The organism is Amycolatopsis sp. NPDC003731, assembly GCF_053586895.1.
In genome coordinates this window covers 18,904-43,234 of sequence record NZ_JBSFNC010000059.1, presented here as the reverse complement: position 1 = coordinate 43,234, position 24,331 = coordinate 18,904, and the positions used below count along the sequence as shown (strand labels likewise).

Genomic DNA, 24,331 nt, shown 5'->3' with positions numbered 1-24,331 from the left:
TGAAGATCCGAAAGCCGCGCTGGCACGATACGGCCCTGCCCGCGATCGTATGGGGCGCGGACCATACGATCCAGCACGAGAACCAGATTCTCGCGGTAGGTGAAGGTTCATGAACAGACGCGGACGGCTGATTCCGCTGGTAGCGGCGCTCCTGGCGACCGCGGGGTGCAGCGTGTTCTCTTCCGGTACGCCCGCGCCTCCGCCGCCGCTGGAGCGGACCACGCTGCGCGTCGGTGTGGGCAACGCCATCGACACGGCCCCGCTGCGGATCGCCGTCGCGGCCGGGAAGTTCGGGTCCGCCGGCCTGAACGTGCAGCTCGTCGAACTCGGCGCGGACGACGGGCTCGCGAAGCTGGCCGCCGGCGACCTCGACGTCACCTTCGCCTCCGACATCGCGATGTTCCGGGCCGCGGCCGGGGGGACGGCGTTGCAGCTGCAGGGCGAGGCCTACACGTCCGGCCCCAACACGATGGCCCTGGTCACCCTGCCGGACTCGGACTACACGGTGCCGACGGCGAAGAGGTCACCGAAGATCGCGGTGAACATGCTGGACGACGTCGGCGCGCTCGTCGCCCGCTCGGTGCTGGGCACCGCGGGCGTCGACGAAGCGAAGATCAAGTTCCAGGCGGTGCCGTTCGACCGGATGCCGCAGGCCCTGCAGGCGGGCGACGCGGACGCCGCGCTGATGATCGAGCCGTACATCACCCGCGCCGAGAAGGACCTCGGCGCGCACATCCTGGCCGACGGCGCCCGCGGGTCGACGCTGGACTTCCCGCTGTCGGGCTACGCGGCGGCCAAGCCGTTCGCGCAGGCCAACCCGCGGACGCTCCATGCGTTCCGCACCGCGCTGGGCACGGCCCAGGAGAGCGCGACCGACCCGGCGATCGTGCGCGACGCGCTGCCGAAGTTCTCCGACATCGACACGACGACGGCCGCGCTGATCTCGCTCGGCTCCTACCCGGCGTCGCTCAACGGCATCCGGCTACAGCGCGTCGCCGACCTGATGCACAACTCGGGTCTGCTGGCGAACCGCCTCGACGTCCAGGGCCTGCTCCCCGACCAGACCGGTTACTGACGGTCAGATGTTCTCGCCGGTCTTGATCAGGCACACCGTGCGGGCCGGCGGGCCGGAGTAGCTGAACACCATGTCGGCGCCTTCGCACTTGTCGTCGCGGCCGTAGCCGGAGAGGATCTCGACTCGCTCCTGCGCCGCCGGGTCGGTGCAGAGGACCTTGCCGATCGTGCTCTCGTCGTCGACGTCACGCAGGCAGTCGCCGGCCTTGACGTTCAGGGCCAGGCACAGCGTGCGGCCGGAGGCCGAGCCGGAACCGAGCCGGAACCGCACGTAGTCGCCGGAGCCGCACGCGATGCCGCTGCGGTAGGTGTTCTCCACCTTGTACGTCGCGTTGTCCGCGCTGCAGCCGACGCGGTGGTAGGCGAGCTTGCCCGCCCCCTCGCGCGTCAGGTACAGGCAGTCGCCGTCGGACGGCGGCCCGCTGCGGTCGGCCCAATAGATGGCCATCGCGCCGAGCGCGCCCAGGCCCAGCGCGACGACGACGCACGCGACCAGCGTGATCCGCACCTTCGTGGTGAACCAGTGCGGAATCGCCTGCTGCCCCGGAACCGGCGGCATCGGCGCGGACTGCGCGTAGCCCGGCGACCGGAACGGGTTGTCGTCGAACGGCGGTGTGGTCAACGTGCCCTCCAGTGATCCCCTCGGCACCTCGTCCCACCGGCGGACCCGCGAGCGGAGCGGGCCGGAGCGAGGCACGTATAACAGTAGTTGTGACTGATGGCCCGTTGATCGTCCAGTCCGACAAGACCGTGCTCCTGGAGGTCGACCACCCCCAGGCCGATGACGCGCGGGTCGCGATCGCGCCGTTCGCCGAGCTCGAACGCGCACCCGAGCACGTCCACACCTACCGGATCACGCCCCTCGCCTTGTGGAACGCGCGTGCCGCCGGCCACGACGCCGAGCAGGTCGTCGACGCGCTGACGACGTACTCGCGCTTCCCCGTGCCGCAGCCGCTGCTGATCGACGTCGTCGACGTCATGGGCCGGTTCGGGCGGCTGCAGATCGCCAACCACCCGGCGCACGGGCTGGTGATGTCCACCACCGACCGCGCGGTGCTGGCCGAGGTCGTCCGGAACAAGAAGATCAGCCCGATGCTGGGCGCCCGGATCGACGAGGACACCGTCATCGTGCACCCGTCCGAGCGCGGGCGGCTGAAGCAGGCGCTGCTGAAGGTCGGCTGGCCGGCCGAGGACCTGGCCGGGTACGTCGACGGTGAAGCCCACCCGATCGCGCTGGACGAGCAGGACTGGCACCTGCGCGACTACCAGCGGATGGCCGCCGAGGCGTTCTGGGCGGGCGGCTCCGGCGTCGTCGTGCTGCCGTGCGGCGCCGGCAAGACGCTGGTCGGTGCCGCGGCGATGGCGCGTGCCCAGGCGACGACCCTGATCCTGGTGACGAACACGGTCGCCGGCCGGCAGTGGAAGCGCGAGCTGATCGCGCGGACGTCGCTGACCGAGGAGGAGATCGGCGAGTACTCCGGCGAGAAGAAGGAGATCCGGCCGGTCACGATCGCCACGTACCAGGTGATCACCCGCAAGACCAAGGGCGAGTACAAGCACCTGGAGCTGTTCGACTCCCGCGACTGGGGCCTGGTCGTCTACGACGAGGTCCACCTGCTCCCGGCCCCGGTGTTCCGGATGACGGCGGACCTGCAGTCCCGCCGCCGCCTCGGCCTGACGGCGACATTGGTCCGCGAGGACGGCCGCGAGGGCGACGTGTTCTCCCTGATCGGCCCGAAGCGCTACGACGTCCCGTGGCGCGATATCGAGGCCCAGGGCTGGATCGCCCCGGCGGAGTGCACGGAGGTCCGCGTCACGCTGACGGACGCCGAGCGCCTCGAGTACGCCACGGCCGAGGCCGACGAGCGCTACAAGCTGGCGGCGACGGCGTTGACGAAGACCCCGGTGATCAAGTCGATCGTGGCCAAGCACGCGGGCGAGCCGACCTTGGTGATCGGCGCGTACCTGGACCAGCTGGAGATGCTCGGCGACGAGCTCGACGCCCCGGTGATCCAGGGCGCGACCCGCAACAAGGAGCGCGAGGAGCTGTTCGACAAGTTCCGCCGCGGCGAGATCCGCACGCTGGTGGTCTCGAAGGTGGCGAACTTCTCGATCGACCTGCCGGAGGCATCGGTGGCGATCCAGATCTCGGGCACGTTCGGCTCCCGCCAGGAGGAGGCCCAGCGGCTGGGCCGGCTGCTGCGCCCGAAGGGCGACGGACGGCAGGCGCACTTCTACTCGATCGTCTCGCGCGACACGGTGGACACGGAGTACGCGGCCCACCGCCAGCGGTTCCTGGCGGAGCAGGGCTACGCGTACCACATCGTGGACGCGGACGACCTGCTCAGGCCGCTGTGAGCCGGTAGGCGCCCGGGTCAGTAGAAGGGTGAGGGTCACGCCCCCTCGACGTGGCCCTCACCCTTACCCCGGAACCAGCGTCTCCCACCACGATCAAAGAAACCTAAAACGCTCTGGCCAGCGGAAACGATCAGTTCCGAACGGTAGGAGAGCTCTCCGCCGGGTTCGGAAGCCGGAGCACCGGCCGGGGCTCCCGCGCCTCGCGGCTGCCGTGCAGCCGGAAAATGCCCACGGCCTCCGTCCACGCCGCTTCGGCGCCCGCGGTCTCGCCGAGCGCGTCGAGGGTCGTGGCGAGGTCCCGCAGGGCACGCGCCCGCCACACCGGGAGCAGCAGCGCGTCCCACCACTGCACCGACCGCTCGAGGTGGGCGCGCGCGTCGAGGAAGCGGCCGGCGGCGAGCTCCAGTTCGCCCAGGGTGCGCAGCATCAGTCCCTGGCCGAAGCCGTCCTGCATCTCGTGGCAGGTGGCGAGGCAGGCGAGCATGGCCTCGCGCACCCCCGCGCCCCGGCCCTGGCGGATGCGGACCTTGGCGAGCGCCTGCACGGCGTAGGCGGACATCAGCGGGTCGTCGGCGGGACGCAGCAGGTCCACCGCCTCCTGGCTGCACCGGGCCGCCTCGGCGAGCCGTCCGGCGGCTCGGTGCACGAGGCTCACCGAGCGCAGGGCGAGCGCGTGGCTGCTCTTGTCGCCCATCGACGCGTACCCCGCCACGGCGAGTTCGGCGGCGACCAGGGCCTCGTCCAGCTCGCCCTGCTCGGTGAGGACGCGGCCGAGCCCGTGCAGCGCCTGGATCTCGGCCTGCTTCTCGCCCAGCTCCCGCAGCGCGGGCAGGGCGAGGTCGAGCGAGTGCCGCGCCTGGGCGAACTGGCCGTATTCGCACTGCACGACGCTGAGGTCGAGCCGGCTCATCGCCTCCCCGCGCCGGTCGCCGTCCAGCTCGTAGGCGGCGAGGGCCTGCTCGTGGTAGGCGATCGACTCGTCGAAGCGGTCCTGTTCGTAGCGCAGCCAGCCCAGGCCCGACAGCAGCCGCGCCTCACCGATGCGGTCGCCGGTCCGGCGCGCGGCCGCGAGCGCGGCGTTGTGCGTGCGCCACCACTGCCCGAACAGGTTGCGCACGGCGAACACCGACGAGCACAACGCCGCCGCCAGCCGGGTGGCGACGTCGGTGAGGTCCAGCCCGCTGACGCGCTCGACCACCCCGACCAGGCCGGTCTGCTCCGCGTCGAACCACGCCTCGGGGTCGGTGAGGATTTCGTCGACCTGCGCCGGCGTCAGGTACCGCGCCAGCGTGCTGCCCTCGGCGGGAGCGTGCGGCGCCCGGCTGCCCGCGAGCTCGACGAGGCCGAGCCAGCACTCGGCGGCCCGCTCGGCCGACGCCTTGGCCTCGTCCGCGGTCTCCTCCGCCTCACCGCGTTCCCGGGCGAAGGCGCGCGTCAGGTCGTGGATCTGGTACCGCAGGGCGCCACCACCGTCGTCCACAATGGACACATCGAGCAGCTGGGCGTCGACGAGCCGCTCGACCACTTCCTCCGCTTCGTGGCCGTCGCAGCCGAGCAGGGGCGCCACCACCCACGCGCCGAACGAGGAGACGTCGAGGAGGCCGAGCCGGCGCAACGCGGTCCGTTCGCGGTCGTCCAGGCCGTCGTAGCTGAGCGCGAAACTGCCGCGGACCTCCAGGTCGCCGAGGGTGAGCTCCTGCAGGACCCGGTGCTGCACGCGGAGGCGTTCGGCGAGCCGGCCGACCTTCCACCGCGGCCGGGCGGCGAGGCGGGCCCCGGCGATCCGGACGGCCAGCGGCAGGTTGCCGCACAAGCGCACCAGCTCGCCGGCGGCTTCGGGTTGCTCCGCCACCCTGGCGTCGCCGATGACCCGGCCCAGCAGGTCCAGCGCCTCCGCTTCGTCCAGCACGGGCAGGTGCAGGTGGGCCGCGCCGCCGAGCGCGCCGAGGCGTTCCCGGCTCGTCACCAGCGCCGCGCCGGTGTGGCCGCCGGGCAGCAGCGGGCGGACCTGGCGTTCGTCGGACGCGTCGTCGAGCACCACGAGGATGCGCCGGTCGGCGAGCAGGGTGCGGTAGAGCTGGGCGCGTTCCTCGAGGCGCGCGGGGATGTCCGCGTCCGCCATGCCCAGCGCGCGCAGGAACCCCGCCAGCACCTCGGCCGGATCGGCGCGGACGGCCTGCACCCCGCGCAGCGAGACGTAGAGCTGGCCGTCGGGGAACTGCCCCCGGACGCGGTGCGCGACGTGCGCGGCGACGGTGCTCTTGCCCGCGCCGGGTTTGCCGTAGACCGCGCACAGCCGCGAGCCGGTGGCCTCGCCGTCGGACAGCCGGCGCGTCAGCTCCGCCACTTCGTGCCCGCGGCCGGTGAAGTCGGCGATGTCGAACGGGAGCTGGCTCGGCACCGGCACCCGCAGGTCGGTTCCCGGCCGGGACGCCGGCGCTTCGGGTTCGTCACGCAGGACGCGCTCGTGGGCCGCGAGCAGCACCGGGCCGGGCTCCAGGCCGAGCTCGGCGAGCAGCGTCTTCCGCCCGTCCTGGTAGCAGGCGAGCGCGTCGCCCCGGCGGCCGCTCTGGTGCAGGGCGAGCATGAGCTGGGCGCGCAGCCGCTCGCGCAACGGGTGCTCGGCGACGGCCGACGTCAGCTCCGAGACGAGCGATTCGCCTTCGCCGGTCTCGAGTTCGACGTCGACGCAGTCCTCCAGCGCCGCGATCCGCAGTTCGTCCAGCCGGGCGCGTTCGTTCTCGGCCCACCGGCCCTGCGTCCCGCCGAGGGCGTTCCCCCGCCACACCGCGAGCGCCTGCCGGAGGTGGGCAACGGCCCGCCGGGGTTCGCCGGCCGCCTTGGCGCGCCGGCCCGCGGACGCCTCCCGCACGAAGGCGTGCAGGTCGACCTGGTCGAGGTCGGCGGCCAGCCGGTAACCGCCACCACTGCGCGCGATGACGTCGGGGTCACCACCGTCGGCCAGCGCGCGGCGCAGGGCGGAGACGTAGGTGTAGACGGCGGCGCGCGCCTGCTCGGGCGGATCTTCGCCCCAGATCGCGTCGATCAGCTGCTCCAGCGGGACGACGTGCCCGGCGTTCACGGCCAGGAGGGCGAGCAGCGTGCGCGGTTTCGGGCCACCGAGGCCGGCCGCCGTCCCCGCGACGACCACCTCGACCGGGCCGAGCACGTGGAATTCCATACACCCCCTCCGCCTGCGTGTCTCTTAGACGGAGAGCCTGGCAACCGATCACCGGCTAGGCAAGATCCGCACAGGTGACCGGTCTGTCGGGTTCGTCTCATGTCGGCTGCGCCACCCCTTCGGCGCAGTGGCGTGTCTCAGCAACATCTTGCGTCACACGCGTATCAGCAAGGCGCTGAACTGCATGTTTGCCGATTCACTCGAACGGATGAGCGGCCGAAACGCTGGAAATTGTCGGACCCTCGAACTACTGTTCGAGGTGCAGGAACCGAACACAAGTTCGAGGGGACGTCCATGACGATCGCACCGCTCCGCCCCGGTACGCCCGCGCCGCCGGTCCAGACCCTCCCACCGGGGTCGTGGCACGGCCGGCTGTGGGTGTCCGACCTGCCGCTGACCCGGCCCGAGCGCTACCTCGGCTGCGTGGCCGAGTTCGAGCGATCGGGGCTGTGGCCGGTGCTGATCCCCCACGACCAGCGCTTCGCGGCGAACGGCGAGGACTGGATCGACGACCGAGGCCGCCTGGCTCCGGCCGGCCACCGGGTGGCCACAGCGGACCCGGCGGCAGCCCTGTCCCGCTGGTGGGACGGCTCCTGCTGTGACGGCGCGTGCCTCCGTCCGTTCGGCGCCCGCTTCCCAGGCCTGGCGAAGCGCAGCCCGCGCAGGTCCGACCCACTGGCCGAGGCGGGCAACACGGGTTCGATCCTGGCAACGCGCGCACCCCACAGGCTGGGCTTGGTCCAGACGGAGCGCCCGGCCGACATCCCGGCGTTGCTGGGCTGGACGGGCATGATCAAGTGCACGGACCAGGTGGCAGAGCTGTCGGCGGTGCTGAGGAGCTGGGAGGACCGCTTCGGGGCAACGCTGGTGGTGCTGGGGTTCGACGCAATGGAGCTCTCGGTGGCGGCCCCGCCGAGGAACCAGGCCCGCGCACTGACGGTGGCGGCAGAGCACCGGGCATTCAGCTTGCCGACGTTCGCGGGGCAGCCGGGGAATCTGCGGGAGTACGCCTCGGGTCTGGTCCAGTCACGGCACTGGAGGTTTTCCTGGGCTTGACGGGTTGAGTCGCGCGGCCAGGGCCGGGGCGGGTCGGGCGCGGGCAAGGGTTGCGCCGTTCCACCCGGACGGCACTGCCGCCCGGCGGCGAGTGGCCGAGGGTCGCATGGCCGGGGCTGTAGCTGGGGCGTCGGCCTGGGGCGGGTGAGGTTGCGCCCGTTTCGCCGCCGGGCGGCACTCCCGCCGCACCCGCCCGGCGGCGAGCGGGCGAGGGTCGCGCGGCTGGGCCGGAGACCGGAGGCCAGCCGGGCGCGGGCGAGGTTGCGCCCGCTCCGCTGCCGGGCGGCGACCGGCCAGGGTCGCGCGGCCAGGGCGGGTCGGGCGCGGGCAAGGGTTGCGCCATTCCACCCGCCGGACGGCACTGCCGCCCGGCGGCGAGTGGCCGGGGGTCGCATGGCCGGGGCTGTAGCCGGGGCGCCGCCCGGAGCGGGCGAGGTTGCGCCCGTTTCGCCGCCGGGCGGCACTCCCGCCGCTCCCGCCCGGCGGCGAGCGGGCGAAAGTCGCGCGACCAGGCCAGGCCAGGCCGGGTCGGGTCGGGTCGGGCGCGGGCGCGGTTGCGCCCGCTCCGCTGCCGGGCGGCACTCCCGCCGCTCCCGGACTGGCAGCGAGGGGCCCGGCGGCGAGCCGGCGACGGTCGCGTGGCCGGCGCCAGAGGCCGGGCCGGAACGCCAGCCACCCCTGGGCGGCAAGCGGCCGCCAGACCGCAAAGCCGCCCACCCAAAAGAAGCCGGGAGGTCATCCCGTCGCCTGAGGCCGTCGAATCACTTTGAGCCAGGCCCGCAACCACCCCACCAAGCCAAGCCGAAAACCCGAGCTTGCGGGCCTGGCTCAAAGTGATAGGCCTCGCCCAGGCGACGGGATGACCACCCGGCGACCCACACACAAAGGCGAGCCAAGAAGCGCCCCCGAGCTCATCCCAGAGCCTGCCCGTCCGGCGAGGACGGCCCTCGAACACAAGCCAGACGAGCGTCCACAAAACTGGGTCGCCTGTCCCAACCCTCAGCCCGCCCGTCCGGCCGAGCCCGCGTTTGGAGCACCGGACGACCGGGAACCACCCGCCCAGACGGAAAGGCGGGTGAGCACGATCGCCGAGATCCGGATCGGGACCTCCGGGTGGCGCTATCCGCCGTGGCGCGGGGTTTTCTACCCACCCGGGCTCGCGCAGCGGCGGGAACTCGAATACCTCTCGCGGCGGATGAACGCCGTCGAAATCAACGGCTCCTTCTACTCCCTGCAACGCCCCGAGCGCTATCGCGCCTGGTTCGACGAAACCCCCGACGACTTCCTCTTCGCCGTCAAGGGTGGGCGCTTCATCACCCACATGAAGCAACTCCGCGGCGTCGAAACCGCGCTCGCGAACTTCTACGCCTCCGGCGTCCTCGCCCTCGGTGCGAAGCTCGGCCCCTTCCTCTGGCAGCTTCCGCCTCGACTCTCCTTCGATCCCGAACGGCTCGAGAACTTCTTCGCCCTGCTTCCCCGCACCACCACCGATGCCGCCCAGCTCGCCGCGAAGCACGACGACAAGCTCAAGGGCACTCCCCACCTCGAAGCCGGCGCGCGGAAACCGCTGCAGCACGCCCTCGAAGTCCGGCACCCCAGCTTCGCCGAGCCCGCCGCCAAAAAGCTCCTCGAAGAACACGGCATCGCCCTCGTCGTCGCCGATACCGCCGGCAAGTGGCCGTTCCTCGAAGACCAGACCGCCGACTTCGCCTACGTCCGGCTGCACGGCGACGAAGAACTCTACGTCAGCGGCTACTCCGACCGGGCCCTGCGCAACTGGGCCGAAAAGATCCGGGCCTGGCACGACGGCGGACGGCGGGACGTGCACGTCTACTTCGACAACGACGTCAAAGTCGAGGCTCCCCGGAACGCCGAATGCCTCGCCGACCTGCTCGGGGTGGCACCGATCACGAGACAGTGAGTGGACAGTGAGCGCCGCCCCTTCTAATGAACCCTGCGGGCCGGACGGCTTGCGTGCTGCCACTGGGGGTCGGCACGCGCGCCGTCCGGACCCGAAGACTCAGGCGCCCACCACCACCAGCGCCGCCAGCTTGGCGCGGACGTCGTCCGCGTCCGGGTGACCCAGCTCCGTCAGCAGGCGCACCGAGCGGAGCCAGCACTCGCGGGCCAGTGCCGCGTCGCCGTGACGCAGGTGGATCGTGCCCAGCTGGGCGAGGACGTCCGCCGCCTCGTACTGCTCGTCCATCGCGAAGAACATCTCCACCGAGTCGCGGATGCACGCGATGCCTTCCTCGACCCGGCCGAGGCCGATCAGGGCCAGGCCGCGCGTGTGCTGGGTGAACCGCGTGTCCACCGGACGCCCGTCCGGGTCCAGGATCGCCAGCGCCGCGTCGGCCAGGCGCAGCGCCTGCTCGTGATCGCCCATCGACGTGCAGATGTCGCCCAGTGCCCGCAGCACACTCGCCTCGAAGTGCCCCAGCCCCAGCTCGCGGACGATCTCCAGCGCCTGCACGCCGTGCTCGTACGCCCAGGCGCAGTCTTCGAGGTTGTGCGCCGCCATCGCCAGGTTGTACTGCGCCCGCGCCTCACCCTCGCGCGCCCCGAGCTCGCGCTGGATCGCGAGCACCTGCTCCAGGTACCGCCGGGATTCCGCGTACTGCCGGGCGACGCCGTTGACGACGCCGAGCCCGCTCAGGATCCCCGCCTCGCCCGGCCGGTGGCCGCTCGCCCGCGCGGCTTCGAGCGCCACCGCGAACACCGACCGCCAGTCCTCGAGCCGCGAGCGCGTCACGAAATAGCTCTGCAGCAGCCAGGCGAGCTTCCAGCAGACGTCGTCGCGGCCCCGGCGCCGCGCCAGGTGCACCGCCGCGATGAGGTTGCCGTTCTCCTCGCCGAACCAGTCCAGCGCCTCGCGGTACTCGGAGAACGAAAGGCCGCCCTCGAGGTCGTCGAGCTCCAGCAGCCGGTAGTAGCGCTCGGGCCGCATCCGCCGTGACGCGTTCAGTGCCGACGCCAGGTACCAGCCCAGCAACCGGTCCAGAGCGGCGTCGTGCTCCGAAGCCGAATCGACCTGCGAAGCCGCGTACGCCCGGATGAGGTCGTGGAACTGGTAGCGGCCCGGGCGTGGCTGGGCCAGCAAGTGCGCGGCGGCCAGGGTTTCGAGCATCGGCCGGGTCTCGGCGACGTCGAGCCCGGCGACCGCGGCCGCCGCCGGCGCGGTGAAGTCGACGCCGGTGTGCAGCCCGAGCAGCCGCAGCAGCCGGGCCGTCGACGGCGCCAATGCCTGGTAGGAGTACGAAAAGACCGACCGGATGTTGGTTCCTTCGCCGTCGGCGAGGTCGAACGAGCCGAGCAGGTCGCTGTCGAGGGAATCGACGAATTCGTCGAGCGGCAGGTCGGGGAACTGCGCCGCGCGCACGGCAAGGATCCGGATCGCCAGCGGCAGCCCGCCGCAGTAGCGCACGAACCGTTCGGCCGCCGCCGGATCGCGGGCCACCCGGTCGTGGCCGATCGTCGCCGCCAGCAACGCGACGGCGTCCTCGTCGCCGAGCTCCTCCAGCGCGATCCGGCGCGCGCCGTGCGTCGCGACCAGCGCGCGCAGCTGCCAGCGGCTGGTGATCACGACCAGGCAGCCGGGCCCCGGCAGCAGCGGGCTCACCTGCTCGGTGCGGTTGGCGTTGTCGAGCACGACCAGGAGCCGCCGTCCAGCGGTGTGCGTCCGCCAGCTCGCCGCGCGGCCGTCGAGGTCGGCGGGGATCTGGTCGCACGGGACGCCGAGCGCGGTGAGCACGGCCTCCAGCGCCGCCGACGGCTCGACCGGCTCGCCGGGGCCGTAGCCGCGCAGGTTGAGGTACACCTGCCCACCGGGGAACCGGTCGGCGATCTCGTGCGCGAAGTGCACGGCCAGGGTCGTCTTGCCGATGCCGCCCATGCCTTCGACGGACGCGATCGGCGTCGACGCGCCGGCGTCGACCGCCTCCGGCAGCAGCGCGTGCAGTGCCTTGAGGTCGCCCTCGCGCCCGGAGAAGGTCCGCAGGTCGGCGGGCAGCTGGTGCGGCACCTGCGGGTCGACGCCGGGCCGGTAGCGCACGGGGTCGCCGCCGTCGGTGCCGGTCAGGATCGCCTGCCGGGTGCGCTGCAGCGACGGCCCGGGGTCGAGCCCGAGCTCGTCGGCCAGCACGCGGCTGATCCGGCGGTACACCTCCAGCGCCTCGGCCTGGCGGCCCGACCGGTACAGCGCGATCATCAGCTGCTCGTGCAGCCGCTCCCGCAGCGGGTTCTCCCTGGTCAGCCGGGCGAGTTCGGGGACGACGGTGCCGTACTCGCCGACTTCGACCAGCGCGTCCGCCCACTGCTCGCGCACGCGCAGCCGTTCCTCGGCCAGCTGGCCGGCTTCGTCGCGGTGCAGTGCGTCGGACTCGACGTTCAGCAGCGCCGGGCCGCGCCACTGCGCGAGCGCTTCGGCGAACAGCGCGGCTGCCCTGCGGCTGTCGCCGCGGTCCATCGCCGCCTTGCCGCGGACGGCGAGCGCGCGGAACCGGGTCAGGTCGAGCAGGTCGTCGTCGAGCTCGATCAGGTAACCGCCGCTCTCCGTGCGGATGGCGACCTGGTCGCCGAGCGCCCGGCGCAGGCGGAGCACGTACGTCTGGAGCGCGCCCTTGGAGCGGCGGCGGTCGTCGTTCCACAGCCAGCGGCCGAGCTCGTCGACCGGCACGACCCGGTTCGCGCGCAGCAGAAGGCCGGCCAGCACGATCAGCGGCCGGCTGCCCCCGAGCGGTACCGGGCGGCCGTCGGCCGTGACCTCGGCCGGACCCAGTACGCGGAAATCGAGGACCACGGAGTCATTCTTGCCGGAAACGCGCAGTTCGGCACCTGTTTGCGAGACGCGGCACGGTGGCATGATCGGCCTCGATGAAGGTCTACGCGATCCCCCTGCGCACCCGGTTCCGCGGCATCACCGTCCGTGAGGGCGTGCTGCTGCACGGCCCGGCGGGCTGGGGCGAGTTCTGCCCGTTCGCCGACTACTCCGACGCCGAAAGCGTCCCGTGGCTGCACTCGGCGGTCGAAGCGACCGACGCCGGCTGGCCCGCGCCGGTCCGCGACCGGATCGAGGTGAACACGACGGTGCCGGTGGTCGATCCCGCGAAAGCGCACGAACTGGTCCGCGCCTCCGGCTGCCGCACGGCGAAGGTGAAGGTCGCCGATCCGCGCGTCTCCCTGGCCGACGACTGCGCCCGGGTGGAGGCGGTCCGCGACGCGCTCGGCCCCGGCGGGGCGATCCGCGTCGACGCCAACATGGCGTGGGACGTCGACACGGCGGTGCGCGCGATCGCCGACCTCGACAAGGCGGCGGGCGGGCTGGAGTACGCGGAACAGCCGTGCCCGTCGATCGAGGACCTGGCCGCGGTCCGGCGCCGGGTGGCCGTCCGGATCGCGGCCGACGAGTCGATCCGCCGCGCGGAGGACCCGCTGAAGGTGGCGGTCGCCGGAGCGGCGGACATCGCGGTGCTGAAGGTCGCCCCGCTGGGAGGCGTCCGGCGGGCGCTGGAGGTCGCCGAGGCGTGCGGGCTGCCGTGCGTGGTGTCGTCGGCGGTGGAGACGAGCGTGGGCCTGGCGGCCGGGCTGGCACTGGCCGGCGCGCTGCCGTCGCTGGAATTCGCTTGTGGACTCGGGACGCTTTCGTTGCTGGAGGGGGACGTCTGCGCGGACCCACTGTCCCCTGTGGACGGCTATCTGCCGGTCCTGCGGGCCGCCCCGGAGCCCACGGCGGCCTACCCGGCGGCGCCCGGGGTCGCGGCGGCCTGGGCGGACCGGCTGGCCCGGGTGTGCGCGCTGTCCTGACCCCGAGGGCAAGTTCAGGGTCGGGGTCGGGGCCGTTCCCGATGTGGCCGGGGGTGCCCGGGAGCCACTATTGAGCCATGACGAACAGCGTGTACACCCCGGAAACCACCAAGAAGCTCCGCCGCAGCCGGACCGACAAAATGCTCACCGGCGTCTGCGGCGGCTGGGCCACCTACCTCGGCATCGACGCCAACGTCCTGCGGATCGGCATGGTCGCCGCCGTGTTCCTCTCCGTCGGGATCGCCATCCCGGTCTACGTCGCCGCCGCCATCCTGACCCCCGAAGAGGACTCCTGAACGCGGGCGGGCGCGGGCTCGCAGGGGAAGCCCGCGCCCGCCGGACACCGGGGGCGCGCTGAACAGACCCGCGCGGGGGCGCGGGTGGCCGAACACAACCCGCGCGGGGACGCGGGGACCGAAGCAGCTCGCGTGGGGAGCGCGGGTCGGGGGGAAGCAACCCGCGTCGGGGCGCGGGTCGACCGAACACAACCCGCGTCAGGGGCGCGGATCGGCCGAACACAACCCGGGCGGGGACGCGGGGACCGAAGCAACCCGCGTCAGGGGCGCGGGTTGGGGGAAGCAACCCGCGGGGGGCGCGGGTCGACCGAACACGACCCGCGCAGGGACGCGGATCGACCGAACACCACTCGCGCGGGGGTGCGGGTGACCGAAGCAGCTCGCGTGGGGAGCGCGGGTCGGGGGAATGCCGCCGTCGGGGGACGCGGCAGGCACGAAGCGAACGGCCCGGACGCCAGGGGACGTCCGGGCCGTTCGGCGTACCGCGCTCGGCCGAGCGGCCGAAAACCGCACCGCGAATCCCGTTCGAGGGGCTAGGGTTCGCGCTCGTGGATCACGGAAACACCGCCGCGAAGGTCGTCGTCGGGATCTTGGGCGGGTTGTACCTGATCGCCGGGCTGGGGCTGACCGCTTTCGCCGGTTATGCCGTGTTGTCCTCCGGTGACACCGGCGGGGTGAGGGCCGCCAGGACCGTGCTCTACACCGCCGCGGCGCTGGCGATCTGGGTCATGCTCACCGGCATCGGCGCCATCGTCGTCGGCCTGGAAGCCGACCGGAAGAGCACCGCCTGGCTCGGGGGCCTGGGCGTGCTCGCTCTCGGTGTCGTGATCGTCGGTGCCTACGCCGTCTGGTTCTTCACCAAGCCATAGAAAAAGCCCGGCCCGCCGAAGCGGACCGGGCTCTTTTCGAGCGTGGCTCAGAAGTCCATGCCACCCATGCCACCGGACGGGTCGGCGGGAGCGGCCGAAGCCTTCTCCGGCTTGTCCGCCACGACGGCCTCGGTGGTCAGGAACAGCGCCGCGATGGAAGCGGCGTTCTGCAGCGCGGAGCGGGTGACCTTCGTCGGGTCCGGCACGCCGGCGGCGAGCAGGTCCTCGTAGACACCCGTGGCGGCGTTGAGGCCGTGACCCTGCGGCAGGCCCTTGACCTTCTCCACCACGACGCCGCCCTCGAGGCCGGCGTTGATCGCGATCTGCTTGAGCGGGGCCTCGACGGCCACCTTGACGATGTTGGCACCAGTGGCCTCGTCGCCCTCGAGCTTCAGGCCCGCGAACGCGGCCTCGGCGGCCTGGATCAGGGCCACGCCACCACCGGCGACGATGCCCTCTTCCACGGCGGCCTTCGCGTTGCGCACCGCGTCCTCGATGCGGTGCTTGCGCTCCTTGAGCTCGACCTCGGTCGCGGCGCCGGCCTTGATGACGGCCACGCCGCCGGCCAGCTTCGCGAGCCGCTCCTGCAGCTTCTCGCGGTCGTAGTCCGAGTCCGAGTTCTCGATCTCGGCGCGGATCTGGTTGACGCGACCCTGGATCTGGTCGGCGTCGCCCGCACCCTCGACGATGGTCGTCTCGTCCTTGGTGATGACGGCCTTGCGGGCCTTGCCCAGCAGGGACAGGTCCGCGTTCTCCAGCTTGAGGCCGACGTCCTCGGAGATGACCTGGCCACCGGTCAGGATCGCGATGTCCTGCAGGATCGCCTTGCGGCGGTCACCGAAGCCCGGGGCCTTGACGGCGACGGACTTGAAGGTGCCGCGCATCTTGTTGACGATCAGGGTGGCCAGCGCCTCGCCCTCGACGTCCTCGGCGATGATCAGCAGCGGCTTGCCGGACTGGATGACCTTCTCCAGCAGCGGCAGCACGTCCTTGACGGTGGAGATCTTGGAGCCGAAGAGGAGGATGTACGGGTCCTCGAGCTCGGCTTCCTGACGCTCCGGGTCGGTCACGAAGTAACCGGAGATGTAGCCCTTGTCGAAGCGCATGCCCTCGGTGAGCTCGAGCTCGAGCCCGAAGGTGTTGCTCTCCTCGACGGTGACGACGCCTTCCTTGCCGACCTTGTCCAGCGCCTCGGCGATCAGCTCGCCGATGGTGCGGTCCGCGGCCGAGATCGAGGCGGTAGCAGCGATCTGCTCCTTGGTCTCGATCTGCACGGCGGCCTTGTGCAGCTGCTCGGTGACGGCCTCGACGGCCGCCTCGATGCCCCGCTTCAGGCTGATCGGGTCGGCGCCGGCGGCGACGTTGCGCAGGCCCTCGCGCACGAGCGCCTGGGCGAGCACGGTGGCGGTGGTGGTGCCGTCACCCGCGACGTCGTCGGTCTTCTTGGCAACTTCCTTGACGAGCTCGGCCCCGATCTTCTCCCACGGGTCCTCGAGCTCGATCTCCTTGGCGATGGAGACACCGTCGTTGGTGATGGTCGGCGCGCCCCACTTCTTTTCGAGCACGACGTTCCGGCCCCGCGGGCCGAGGGTCACCTTGACGGCTTCGGCGAGGGTGTTCAAGCCGCGCTCAAGACCGCGGCGGGCGTCCTCGTCGAACGCGATCAGTTTGGCCATTGCGGTGTGGTCCTCCGGTATTGGGCGCCACCGCCGCGCTTGTCTTCAGCGGCGGCAGCAGGACTCTTTCCTCGGCCAGGCTCGGTGCCCGCGACGGACGACTGGACCCGGGTGGGGGTCAGCCTCACCGTCCCGACCTTTGGCACTCGACGGCGTCGAGTGCCAAGTTCGTGTTTAGCACTCTCGGGGGGAGAGTGCAAGAAACCCAGCTCAGCGTCGCACGATCAGGAACTCGGCTTGATGCTGATCGACGTCGGCGGTGCGTTCAGCGACGAAGGCGCGTTCGTCGACGAGCCGCCGTCGGGACCGACCGGGATGTTCGGCGCGGGCGTCTGGCCGCCCCCACCGCCGCCGCTGTCACTGAAGAGGAAGATCGCGCCGACGACCAGGCCGGCCACCACGACCAGGCCCAGCACGACGAAGAGCCACTTCTTGCCGCCGCCGCTCTTCGGCTGCTCGAACGCGCCGGCGCCGCCCGCGGGCATCGGCGGGCGCAGCCGCATCGGGTCCTGGCCGTAGCCCGGCGGGGGCAGGCCCGGCTGCTGGGGGTAGCCGTACCCGGGCGGCGGGCCTTGGGGTGGCATCCCCTGCGGCGGCATCCCCTGCTGCTGCGGGTAGCCGTACCCGGGCGGCGGGCCCTGCGGCGGCATCCCCGGCGGCGGCCCCTGCGGCCCACCCGGACCGCCCGGCCCGTGCGGCCCTTGGCCGTAGCCGGGCTGCTGCTGTCCTCCGTACGGGTGCACGGGGGCCCCCTCTCCCTGCGGTGCGCTGTTCTGGTGCGGCCCCTGTTGTACCTGACCAGGACGCTGCGGCGCGGGGATTCCGCCCGAATGGGACCCGGGCGGACCCGGCGGGGTGTCCGACGTGGCGAGCGGGCCGAGCGCGCGGCGGGCGGCCGCGACCATCTCGACGCAGCTGGGGTAGCGGTCGGCCGGGTTCTTGGCCATGCCGCGCCGGATCACCTCGTCGATCGCCGGCGGCAGCGCGACGGCGCGGGAGATCGCCGGCGGCTCGCCGTTGAGGTGGCCCTTGATCACCGTCGGGACGTCGCCCTTGAACGGCGGGCTGCCGGTGAGGCAGGCGTAGAGGACGCACGTCAGCGCGTACTGGTCGGTGCGCCCGTCCAGCGGCTCCCCGCGCAGGTGCTCGGGGGCCGCGTACGTGGGCGAGCCGAGGAAGTCGCCGCCGCGCGTCCGGTGCCCGGTCGCGCCGCGCCGGGTCAGCCCGAAGTCGGCGACGTACACGTGTTCGCGTGCGGTCTCCTTCTTCGTCACCAGCACGTTCGCCGGCTTGACGTCGAGGTGGACCAGACCACGGTTGTGCAGCGTGTCGAGGGCGTCGGCGACCTGGTCGAGCATCGTCAGTGCGCGCGCGGGCCCGATGGCACCGCCCGCGATCAGCCCGGCGAGATCGCCGCCGTCGACCATGCGCATGGCGATGTAGAGCATGCCGTCGAGCTCGCCGAAGTCGTACAGCGGCACGACGTTGGCGTGGTCGATCGCGGACGTGTTGCGCGCCTCGTCGACGAACCGTTCGCGGAACTCGGCGTCGGCCCCGAGGTGGTCACCGATGACCTTCAGGGCCACCTTGCGGCCGAGCCGCACGTCCGTGGCCTTGTAGGTCACGCTCATGCCGCCTTTGCCGAGCACCCCGTCGATGCGGTAGTTGCCCAGCCGGCGACCGGTGAGGTCCCCCGACACATCGCCTGTCACGCCCGCAGCCTAACGCCCCTGGTTCGGCGCCTGCCGGGGGTTCACCGATCAGCGGAGGAGCGTGTTACGAAACCTTTCGGACGTCGGCTGCCTGGCTACGGCCGTCCCGACCGGACTGCACTTCGAACTCGACGCGGTCGCCTTCGTCCAGAGTGCGGAATCCTTCGGACTGGATGGCCGAATAGTGGACGAACACGTCCGGCCCCTCCGTGGATTCGATGAACCCGTAGCCCTTTTCCGAGTTGAACCATTTGACGGTGCCGACAGCCACGGCGCCCTCCCTCAGCACAAAGGATCCGCTGGCCCGAGCGGAGGCCAGCGGCGGAAGTGCCAATCACGCTACCGGAATTATTCCCCTCGGCAATGGGCAATTCGTCCGAAGATCACGAACCCGAAAGGCGTCTGTTCCGCGCGTGCACGAGCACCGTCCCGGGGCCGGCGAAGTCGAGGGCGAGCCCTTCGCCCGTGCGCAACGACTGCGGCCCGCCCGGATCGAGGGCCCGCAACCGGCACTGGACGGTGTCGGGGTAGGCCAGCAGGTAGTCCGGCCGGACCGTGACGAGCTCGCCCTGGCCGAGCTCGAAGGCGTCCACCGGGCCGGGCGCGGCCAGCACCAGCGGCCCGGTTCCGCTGTAGTGCTCGAGGAACCCCGAGTCGGCGCCGAAGAGCTGCTGCAGCGGGCCCCAGCCGGTGTCGTGCCGGACCGACGACGGCCGCACCAGGACCGCGTCGCGGTGCACCGACCAGCCCGTGCCGCCGCCGACGTCGAGCGGGTAGACGTCGCCGGGGCGCAGCGGCGCGAAGTCGATCCAGCCGCCGTCGGAGGGCGCGGTGTAGACGAACACCGCGCTCTTGCCCGTGCGGGCACCGGCCCGGCCGGCCGGTGCCTCGGAGACGCCGAACCGGCTGGCGAGCAGGGTTTCCGGCGCGGCACGGACGGCCTCGCCCGGGTCCAGCAGGACGCGGGCGACCCCGAAGGCGGGCGTGTGCCGGGTCTGGACGCGCATCAGCGAGACGGGACGTGGGAGACGATCCAGCTGATCAGCGCGGACGGATTGCGCGTCTGCGTCATGATCTGGCCGGGACCGACGAAGTCGAACACCAGGCCTTCGCCGCTCTTCATCGACTGGATGATGCCCTGCGCGACCTTCCGGATCTGGTACTGCACGGTGTCGGCGTAGGCGACGACGTGCCCGGTGTCGATGGTCACCATCTCGCCCTGCTGCAGCGTGATGGTCTCGACCGCGCCGTAGCAGGAGACGAGCAGCTGGCCCTGGCCGGTGGCGTGGGTCAGGAAGCCGCCCTCGCCGCCCATCAGGTTCTTCACCCCGCCCCACTTGGTCTCGGTCTGCACGCCGTGCGACGACGCGAGCCAGCAGCCGCGGGTGACGGCCCAGCCGGTGCGGCCGTCGAGGGTGATCACCTGGATGTCGCCGGGCAGGTTGGCGGCGACGTCGACCCAGCCGCCGTTCGGCGGGGCGGTGAAGGTGGAGATGAAGAAGGACTCTCCGGAGAGGAACGCGCGGCCCAGGCCCTTCATGATCCCGCCCTGGGCCTGCGACTGCACCTGCACGCCGTAGCTGGTCGCCATCATCGCGCCGGACTCGACCTGGCACGGCTCGCCGGGCGCCAGCATCAGCCGGGCGACGGCGAACGAAGGCTGTTGACGGATTCCGACCTGCATGCGTGCTCCCCATCCGGCGTGCCTGTGACGGGGCAGAGTCTTGCACGCCCGCCGATGGCGGGGAGGATGGTCCGGTGATCTCCGTCGACGACTACCGCGACCGCGTCGCCGCGCTCCTCGGCACGGCCCCCGCGACCACGCTGCCCCTCGCCGCCGCGGCCGGCCTCGTCCTGGCCGAAGACGTGCGCGCCGGCGTCTCGCTGCCGCCCTTCGACAACTCCGCGATGGACGGCTACGCGGTCCGCGCGGCCGACGTCACCACCGCCCCGGTGACCCTGCCGGTCGCCGACGACATCCCGGCGGGCCGGGTCGACGTCCGGCCCCTCGAACCGGGCACCGCGCACCGGATCATGACCGGCGCGCCGCTGCCACCGGGCGCGGACGCCGTCGTGATGGTCGAGGACACCGACGGCGGCACGTCGCAGGTGACCATTTCGGCGCCCGCCCGCGAAGGCGCGCACATCCGGCGCGCCGGCGAGGACGTCGTCGACGGCGACGTCGCCCTGCACGCCGGCACCGTGCTGGGCCACTCGCAGCTGGGCCTCGCGGCCGCGGTCGGGCTCGCCGAGGTGCGGGTGCACCGGCCGCTGCGGGTGGTGGTGGCCTCGACCGGCACCGAGCTGATCGACGCACCCGCCCCGCTGCGCCACGGCCAGATCTACGAGTCCAACAGCGTGATGCTCGCCGCGGCGATCCGCGGCCTCGGCTGCGAGGTCGAGGTGGTCCGCAGCGTCGTCGACGACGTCGAGGAGTTCCGCAAGGTCATCGAGCCCAGGCTGGCGGGCGCCGACCTGCTGGTCACCTCCGGCGGCGTCAGCGCGGGCGCGTACGAAGTGGTGAAGGACGCCCTGACCGGCCAGGGCGTCGAGTTCGCGAAGATCGCCATGCAGCCGGGCGGGCCGCAGGGCAGCGGGCGCTGGCACGACGTGCCCGTGGTGGCGCTGCCCGGCAACCCGGTCAGCGTGCTGGTGTCGTTCGAGGCGTTCCTGCGCCCGGCGATCCTGACCGCACTCGGCCACACCGACGTCTCGCGGCGGCGGGTGCGGGCCCGGCTGACCGAGGCGATGACCTCGCCGTCCGGGCGCCGCCAGTACCGCCGGGGCGTGTTCACCCCGTCCGACCGGGAGGTCACCGGCATCGTCGGCCCCCGCGGCGGCCCGGGCTCGCACCTGCTGGCCGCGTTCACCCAGGCCAACTGCCTGATCGTGCTCCCGGAGGACGTCACATCGGCTGGGGAAGGGGAAGAGGTGGACGTGCTGCTGCTCTGACCGGGAAGTCCCGCAGCTTCGCCAGCGGGACGAGCATCGCCAGCGCGGCGAGCAGCACCCCGGCCAGCACCCAGAGCGTCTGGCGAACGCCGATCGCCTCGCCCAGCACGCCGCTGAACACCCCGGCCAGCGGGATGGTGCCGTAGTTGACGATCGAGGTGCTCGAGTTGATCCGGCTGAACAGCTCGGGCGGGCAATACTGCTGCCGGAACGTCGTGGTCAGCACGTTCGAGGCGACGACGCCCGCGCACACCCCGAAGACCGCGAGCACGAACAGCACGAGTCCCCAGCCGGGCCCGCTCAGCGGCGCGAGCAACAGCATCGGCGCGGCGAACGCCTCGCAGAGCAGGAACGCGCGGGCGGTGCCGAAGCGCGCGCCGAGCCGCCCGGCCAGCACCGCACCGAGCACCCCGCCGCCCGCGGCGAGCGCCAGCACCAGGCCGACCAGACCGGGTGCGGCGGCGAGCGTGCGGGACAGGAAAACGATCTGGATCGCGCTGTACCCGGCGAGCGCGACGTTGGAGACGGCACCGAACACCATCAGCGTCCGCAGGTAGCGGTCGGCCACCACGAACCGCAGCCCTTCGGCGATCTGGTGACGCAAGCGGGTGCGCGGAGGCGGCACCACGGTCTCGCGCGCCCGGATCGCCCGCACGCACAGCACGGAGACGCCGAAGCTGACCGCGTCCGCGAGAACCCCGCTGACCGGGCCGAACACCTGGGCCAGCAACCCGGCCAGGCCCGGCCCGGCGACCTGGGTCGCGGACTCGCTGCCCTGGAGCTTCGCGTTGGCTTCGAGCAGTTCGCGGTCGCCGACGAGCGCGGGCACGTACGCGCGGTAGGCGAGGGTGAAGAACACCTTCGCCACCCCGCCGAGCAAAGCGGCGGCCAGCAGGTAAGGCATGGTGAGCTCCCCGAACGCGGCCACGACCGGGACACTGCCGAACACCGCCATCGACACCGTGTTGCAGGCGAGCATCACCGGGCGCTTCGCCAGCCGGTCGACCCACGCGCCTGCGGGCAGACCGACCAGCAGCCACGGCAGCCAGGCCACCGCGTCCAGCAGCGCGACCTGGAAGGTGCTCGCCTGGAGCGTGACCACCGCGACCAGCGGCAACGCCGTCGTCGCGACCATGCTGCCGAGCATGCTCGTGGTCTCGCCGGTCCAGAGCAGCCGGAAGTCCCGGTTCCCCCAGAGCCCCTTCACGGCTTGCCCAGCGACGCTCGCGCGGCGAAGAAGACCGGGCGGCGCTCGACGCCGTCCCCGGGTTCGGTGCGGTTCTCGAACTCGCTGATCAGGAGGAAGATCCGCTCGTTGAGCTCGTCGAGTTCGTCGCGCGACAGCCGGACCCACGTGTCGATGCTGAACGGCGCCCCGCGCCACTCCTCCGGGTAGGTCTCGCGGTTCGCGATCCATTCGCGGGCGACCGCCGTCTGGTGGTCGAGCACGAGGACCTCGGCGGCTTCGGCGACCGGGTCGCCCGGGAAGTCGGCCGCGGCCCACCGCAGTGTCCTCGCGCTGCGCTTCCACCAGCGTTCTCGCTGGTCACGGGCCAGTTCCGGGGCTTCTTCGACCAGTTTCGCGGCGGCCAGCACCTTCATGTGGTGGCTGACGTTGCCGACCGCTTGGCCGGTCTTCGCCGCGAGCACCGACGCCGTCGCCGGGCCGTCGAGGTGGAGCAGTTCCAGGAGCCGGCGCCGCAGCTGGTGGGACATGGCGGCCAGCACCTTCGAATCCCGGATCTCCCGGATGTCGTCGCTCATGACGCACAAGAGTAGTTGTGCAAGAGTTCTTGTGCAATGGTGCTTGTACGTCTGCCCGGGTAAGCTTCGGTCATGGGTTTCGTCGCATGGGTGATCTTCGGCGCGATCGTCGGCTGGGCCGCGAACCTGGTCGTCGGCGGCCGCGAGCGGCGGCGGCAGGGTTGCCTGGTCAGCGTGCTCGTCGGGGTCGTCGGCGCCGCCCTGGGCGGGCTGCTCTACCGGCTCGCGACCGGCCAGGCGAAGACGTTCGACTTCGACTTCCCGAGCTTCGGCGTGGCCATCCTCGGCGCGGTCGTGCTGCTGGCGATCCTGCGGCTCGCGAGCGGTCTGGCCCGGCGTCCGAATGACCGTTGGTAACTTTCGCCGAACGAACGGTGATCAACGGGCCGTTCGCCGCTAAACTCTTCCCTCACGCGCATCTCCCGGTGGCCGGGTGCGTGCGCCGTCGGGGGGCGGATGCACCCGGCCCCGGTTCCTCGCCTTCTTCGCCTCGATGACGACGTCGACCGCGCGCAGCGGGTCGACGAGCGACGGCACCGGCACCTCGTCGATCTCCCGACGCCACGCGCCCAGAAGCTCGCGAAGCCGGGCTTCGGCGGGATCGTGGCGGTCGCTCATCGGTCCTCACAGGTCAGGCGGGGCAGCGCCCCGAACGGCGGCAACTACTCAGTGTCATCGGCGAAATCGACCATGTGTTACGACGCGGCGATCTTTCCCACCCGCCGCGGTGACCCCCTCCCGGAGGAGTCCGGCAGGGGCGCGCGGACACGCTCACCTGGGGCAGCGGTAGCGTGGGGGCGCCCGTACGCGGCCGCCGGAAACGGCGCCGATCCGTTCTTCCGACACGAAACCAGGGGACCCGACCATGAGCGGCACCCGGCCGGATTCCGCCGGCAACCCCGTCGCCCACGCCCTCCAGCTCGCCCGCGAGACGCTGCCGCCGATGCACCCCGCCGGTCGCCCGTTCGTGGCGGGCGGCGTCGCCGCGACCCTGCTCGCGCGCCGGTTCTCCAAGCGCCTCGGTGTCCTGGGCGCGCTGACGACGGTGGCCATGGCCGCGTTCTTCCGCGAGCCGAAGCGGGTCCCGCCGCCGCGTGACGGCGTCGCGCTCGCCTCGGCCGACGGTCTCGTGTCGCTGATCGAGGAAGCCGTCCCGCCCGCCGAGCTCGGCCTGCCGGCCGAGCCGCGGATGCGCGTCTCGGTGTTCCTCTCGGTGTTCGACGTGCACGTCCAGCGCGTGCCGTCGAACGGCGTGATCGAGCGGGTCGCCTACCGGCCGGGCAAGTTCCTGTCCGCGGACCTGGACAAGGCGAGCGACGACAACGAGCGCAACTCCGTGCTCATGCGCACCGAAGACGGCCACGAGCTGGTCGTCGTGCAGATCGCCGGCCTGGTCGCGCGCCGCATCCTCTGCGAGATCCGCGAGGGCGACAAGGTCGCCGCCGCGTCGACGTACGGCATCATCCGGTTCGGCTCGCGGGTCGACCTCTACCTCCCGCCGGGCTCGACCGTGCTGGTCAGCAAGGGCCAGCGCACGATCGGCGGCGAGACGGTCATCGCGGAACTCCCTGCCACGCCTTCGAAGGGCTGA

The 24,331-nt window shown here is 72.2% G+C and carries 21 protein-coding genes; 10 read left to right on the top strand and 11 right to left on the bottom strand.

Translation table 11 applies throughout. From position 1 onward, the window contains the following. The first annotated feature begins 109 nt into the window (after positions 1-109). A complete protein-coding gene (locus ACWDN5_RS24315) occupies positions 110-1,075 on the top strand; it encodes an ABC transporter substrate-binding protein (RefSeq protein WP_310968746.1) in 966 nt (321 codons plus the stop codon). A 3-nt stretch (positions 1,076-1,078) separates the two neighbouring features. On the opposite strand, the gene ACWDN5_RS24310 is transcribed toward ACWDN5_RS24315, so the two are convergent. Then, a complete protein-coding gene (locus ACWDN5_RS24310; protein ID WP_449677876.1) occupies positions 1,079-1,696 on the bottom strand; it encodes an LppU/SCO3897 family protein in 618 nt (205 codons plus the stop codon). 89 nt (positions 1,697-1,785) lie between these two features. On the opposite strand from ACWDN5_RS24310, the gene ACWDN5_RS24305 reads away from it, so the two are divergent. Beyond that, on the top strand, positions 1,786-3,432 hold the full coding sequence (locus tag ACWDN5_RS24305) for a DNA repair helicase XPB (RefSeq protein WP_310968748.1): 1,647 nt from the start codon (positions 1,786-1,788) through the stop codon (positions 3,430-3,432). Between the two features lie 130 nt (positions 3,433-3,562). Here ACWDN5_RS24305 and ACWDN5_RS24300 read toward each other — a convergent pair whose 3' ends face one another. Beyond that, a complete protein-coding gene (locus ACWDN5_RS24300; RefSeq protein ID WP_449677875.1) occupies positions 3,563-6,613 on the bottom strand; it encodes a BTAD domain-containing putative transcriptional regulator in 3,051 nt (1,016 codons plus the stop codon). A gap of 294 nt (positions 6,614-6,907) precedes the next feature. Between ACWDN5_RS24300 and ACWDN5_RS24295 the strand changes: the two genes are divergently transcribed. Both ACWDN5_RS24295 and ACWDN5_RS24290 read left to right on the top strand, forming a co-directional pair. Continuing rightward, on the top strand, positions 6,908-7,669 hold the full coding sequence (locus tag ACWDN5_RS24295) for a DUF4253 domain-containing protein (RefSeq protein WP_449677874.1): 762 nt from the start codon (positions 6,908-6,910) through the stop codon (positions 7,667-7,669). A 1,075-nt stretch (positions 7,670-8,744) separates the two neighbouring features. Beyond that, positions 8,745-9,590 (top strand): DUF72 domain-containing protein, encoded by an 846-nt coding sequence (locus ACWDN5_RS24290; protein WP_449677873.1) that lies wholly within the window; start codon positions 8,745-8,747, stop codon positions 9,588-9,590. A gap of 99 nt (positions 9,591-9,689) precedes the next feature. On the opposite strand, the gene ACWDN5_RS24285 is transcribed toward ACWDN5_RS24290, so the two are convergent. After that, positions 9,690-12,467, bottom strand: coding sequence for an AfsR/SARP family transcriptional regulator (locus ACWDN5_RS24285; RefSeq protein WP_449677872.1), 2,778 nt, complete (start codon positions 12,465-12,467; stop codon positions 9,690-9,692). 74 nt (positions 12,468-12,541) lie between these two features. Between ACWDN5_RS24285 and ACWDN5_RS24280 the strand changes: the two genes are divergently transcribed. From ACWDN5_RS24280 to ACWDN5_RS24270, 3 genes are all read left to right on the top strand, one after another. After that, positions 12,542-13,471 (top strand): o-succinylbenzoate synthase, encoded by a 930-nt coding sequence (locus ACWDN5_RS24280; protein WP_449677871.1) that lies wholly within the window; start codon positions 12,542-12,544, stop codon positions 13,469-13,471. Positions 13,472-13,548: 77 nt separating this feature from the next. Next, positions 13,549-13,767, top strand: coding sequence for a PspC domain-containing protein (locus tag ACWDN5_RS24275; RefSeq protein ID WP_310968754.1), 219 nt, complete (start codon positions 13,549-13,551; stop codon positions 13,765-13,767). Between the two features lie 548 nt (positions 13,768-14,315). Continuing rightward, the gene (locus tag ACWDN5_RS24270; RefSeq protein WP_310968755.1) at positions 14,316-14,636 is read left to right on the top strand and encodes a hypothetical protein; all 321 of its coding nucleotides are present in this window, start codon (positions 14,316-14,318) and stop codon (positions 14,634-14,636) included. Positions 14,637-14,683: 47 nt separating this feature from the next. Here the strand turns inward: ACWDN5_RS24270 and groL are convergent, their stop codons facing one another. From groL to ACWDN5_RS24245, 5 genes are all read right to left on the bottom strand, one after another. Further along, positions 14,684-16,312: a chaperonin GroEL gene (gene groL / locus ACWDN5_RS24265; RefSeq protein ID WP_086857657.1), complete on the bottom strand. Its 1,629-nt coding sequence runs from the start codon at positions 16,310-16,312 to the stop codon at positions 14,684-14,686. A 224-nt stretch (positions 16,313-16,536) separates the two neighbouring features. Beyond that, positions 16,537-18,024 carry a serine/threonine-protein kinase gene (locus ACWDN5_RS24260; protein WP_449677870.1) on the bottom strand — a complete coding sequence of 496 codons (1,488 nt, stop codon included), beginning with the start codon at positions 18,022-18,024 and terminating at the stop codon, positions 16,537-16,539. A 64-nt stretch (positions 18,025-18,088) separates the two neighbouring features. Beyond that, positions 18,089-18,295 carry a cold-shock protein gene (locus ACWDN5_RS24255; protein ID WP_003085446.1) on the bottom strand — a complete coding sequence of 69 codons (207 nt, stop codon included), beginning with the start codon at positions 18,293-18,295 and terminating at the stop codon, positions 18,089-18,091. A 112-nt stretch (positions 18,296-18,407) separates the two neighbouring features. Then, entirely contained in the window at positions 18,408-19,031 is a 624-nt protein-coding gene (locus tag ACWDN5_RS24250) for an AIM24 family protein (protein ID WP_310968758.1), read from the bottom strand. Then, complete coding sequence (locus tag ACWDN5_RS24245) at positions 19,031-19,708, bottom strand: TIGR00266 family protein (RefSeq protein WP_310968762.1); 678 nt, start codon at positions 19,706-19,708, stop codon at positions 19,031-19,033. The genes ACWDN5_RS24250 and ACWDN5_RS24245 overlap by 1 nt, the downstream gene beginning before the upstream one ends. Before the next feature lie 74 nt (positions 19,709-19,782). Here ACWDN5_RS24245 and moeA point away from each other — a divergent pair, with 74 nt between their 5' ends. Then, positions 19,783-20,976 (top strand): molybdopterin molybdotransferase MoeA, encoded by a 1,194-nt coding sequence (gene moeA / locus ACWDN5_RS24240; protein WP_449677869.1) that lies wholly within the window; start codon positions 19,783-19,785, stop codon positions 20,974-20,976. Here moeA and ACWDN5_RS24235 read toward each other — a convergent pair. Next, a complete protein-coding gene (locus ACWDN5_RS24235; RefSeq protein WP_449677868.1) occupies positions 20,930-22,183 on the bottom strand; it encodes an MFS transporter in 1,254 nt (417 codons plus the stop codon). The genes moeA and ACWDN5_RS24235 overlap by 47 nt on opposite strands. Then, a complete protein-coding gene (locus ACWDN5_RS24230; protein ID WP_310968766.1) occupies positions 22,180-22,740 on the bottom strand; it encodes an ArsR/SmtB family transcription factor in 561 nt (186 codons plus the stop codon). The genes ACWDN5_RS24235 and ACWDN5_RS24230 overlap by 4 nt, the downstream gene beginning before the upstream one ends. Positions 22,741-22,812: 72 nt before the next feature. Between ACWDN5_RS24230 and ACWDN5_RS24225 the strand changes: the two genes are divergently transcribed. Next, positions 22,813-23,097, top strand: a complete 285-nt coding sequence (locus ACWDN5_RS24225; protein ID WP_310968768.1) for a GlsB/YeaQ/YmgE family stress response membrane protein — start codon at positions 22,813-22,815, stop codon at positions 23,095-23,097. Positions 23,098-23,136: 39 nt separating this feature from the next. Here ACWDN5_RS24225 and ACWDN5_RS24220 read toward each other — a convergent pair whose 3' ends face one another. Next, a complete protein-coding gene (locus tag ACWDN5_RS24220; protein ID WP_310968769.1) occupies positions 23,137-23,358 on the bottom strand; it encodes a hypothetical protein in 222 nt (73 codons plus the stop codon). Between the two features lie 247 nt (positions 23,359-23,605). On the opposite strand from ACWDN5_RS24220, the gene ACWDN5_RS24215 reads away from it, so the two are divergent. After that, on the top strand, positions 23,606-24,331 hold the full coding sequence (locus tag ACWDN5_RS24215) for a phosphatidylserine decarboxylase (protein ID WP_449677867.1): 726 nt from the start codon (positions 23,606-23,608) through the stop codon (positions 24,329-24,331).

What these genes read in the sequence shown, in the direction of transcription:
- ACWDN5_RS24315 (WP_310968746.1), top strand. Translation starts at nt 110, where the DNA reads ATGAACAGACGCGGACGGCTGATTCCGCTGGTAGCGGCGCTCCTGGCG.
- ACWDN5_RS24300 (WP_449677875.1), bottom strand. Translation starts at nt 6,613, where the DNA reads ATGGAATTCCACGTGCTCGGCCCGGTCGAGGTGGTCGTCGCGGGGACG.
- ACWDN5_RS24295 (WP_449677874.1), top strand. Translation starts at nt 6,908, where the DNA reads ATGACGATCGCACCGCTCCGCCCCGGTACGCCCGCGCCGCCGGTCCAG.
- ACWDN5_RS24280 (WP_449677871.1), top strand. Translation starts at nt 12,542, where the DNA reads ATGAAGGTCTACGCGATCCCCCTGCGCACCCGGTTCCGCGGCATCACC.
- ACWDN5_RS24275 (WP_310968754.1), top strand. Translation starts at nt 13,549, where the DNA reads ATGACGAACAGCGTGTACACCCCGGAAACCACCAAGAAGCTCCGCCGC.
- groL (WP_086857657.1), bottom strand. Translation starts at nt 16,312, where the DNA reads ATGGCCAAACTGATCGCGTTCGACGAGGACGCCCGCCGCGGTCTTGAG.
- ACWDN5_RS24250 (WP_310968758.1), bottom strand. Translation starts at nt 19,031, where the DNA reads ATGCGCGTCCAGACCCGGCACACGCCCGCCTTCGGGGTCGCCCGCGTC.
- ACWDN5_RS24245 (WP_310968762.1), bottom strand. Translation starts at nt 19,708, where the DNA reads ATGCAGGTCGGAATCCGTCAACAGCCTTCGTTCGCCGTCGCCCGGCTG.
- ACWDN5_RS24230 (WP_310968766.1), bottom strand. Translation starts at nt 22,740, where the DNA reads ATGAGCGACGACATCCGGGAGATCCGGGATTCGAAGGTGCTGGCCGCC.
- ACWDN5_RS24225 (WP_310968768.1), top strand. Translation starts at nt 22,813, where the DNA reads ATGGGTTTCGTCGCATGGGTGATCTTCGGCGCGATCGTCGGCTGGGCC.
- ACWDN5_RS24220 (WP_310968769.1), bottom strand. Translation starts at nt 23,358, where the DNA reads ATGAGCGACCGCCACGATCCCGCCGAAGCCCGGCTTCGCGAGCTTCTG.
- ACWDN5_RS24215 (WP_449677867.1), top strand. Translation starts at nt 23,606, where the DNA reads ATGAGCGGCACCCGGCCGGATTCCGCCGGCAACCCCGTCGCCCACGCC.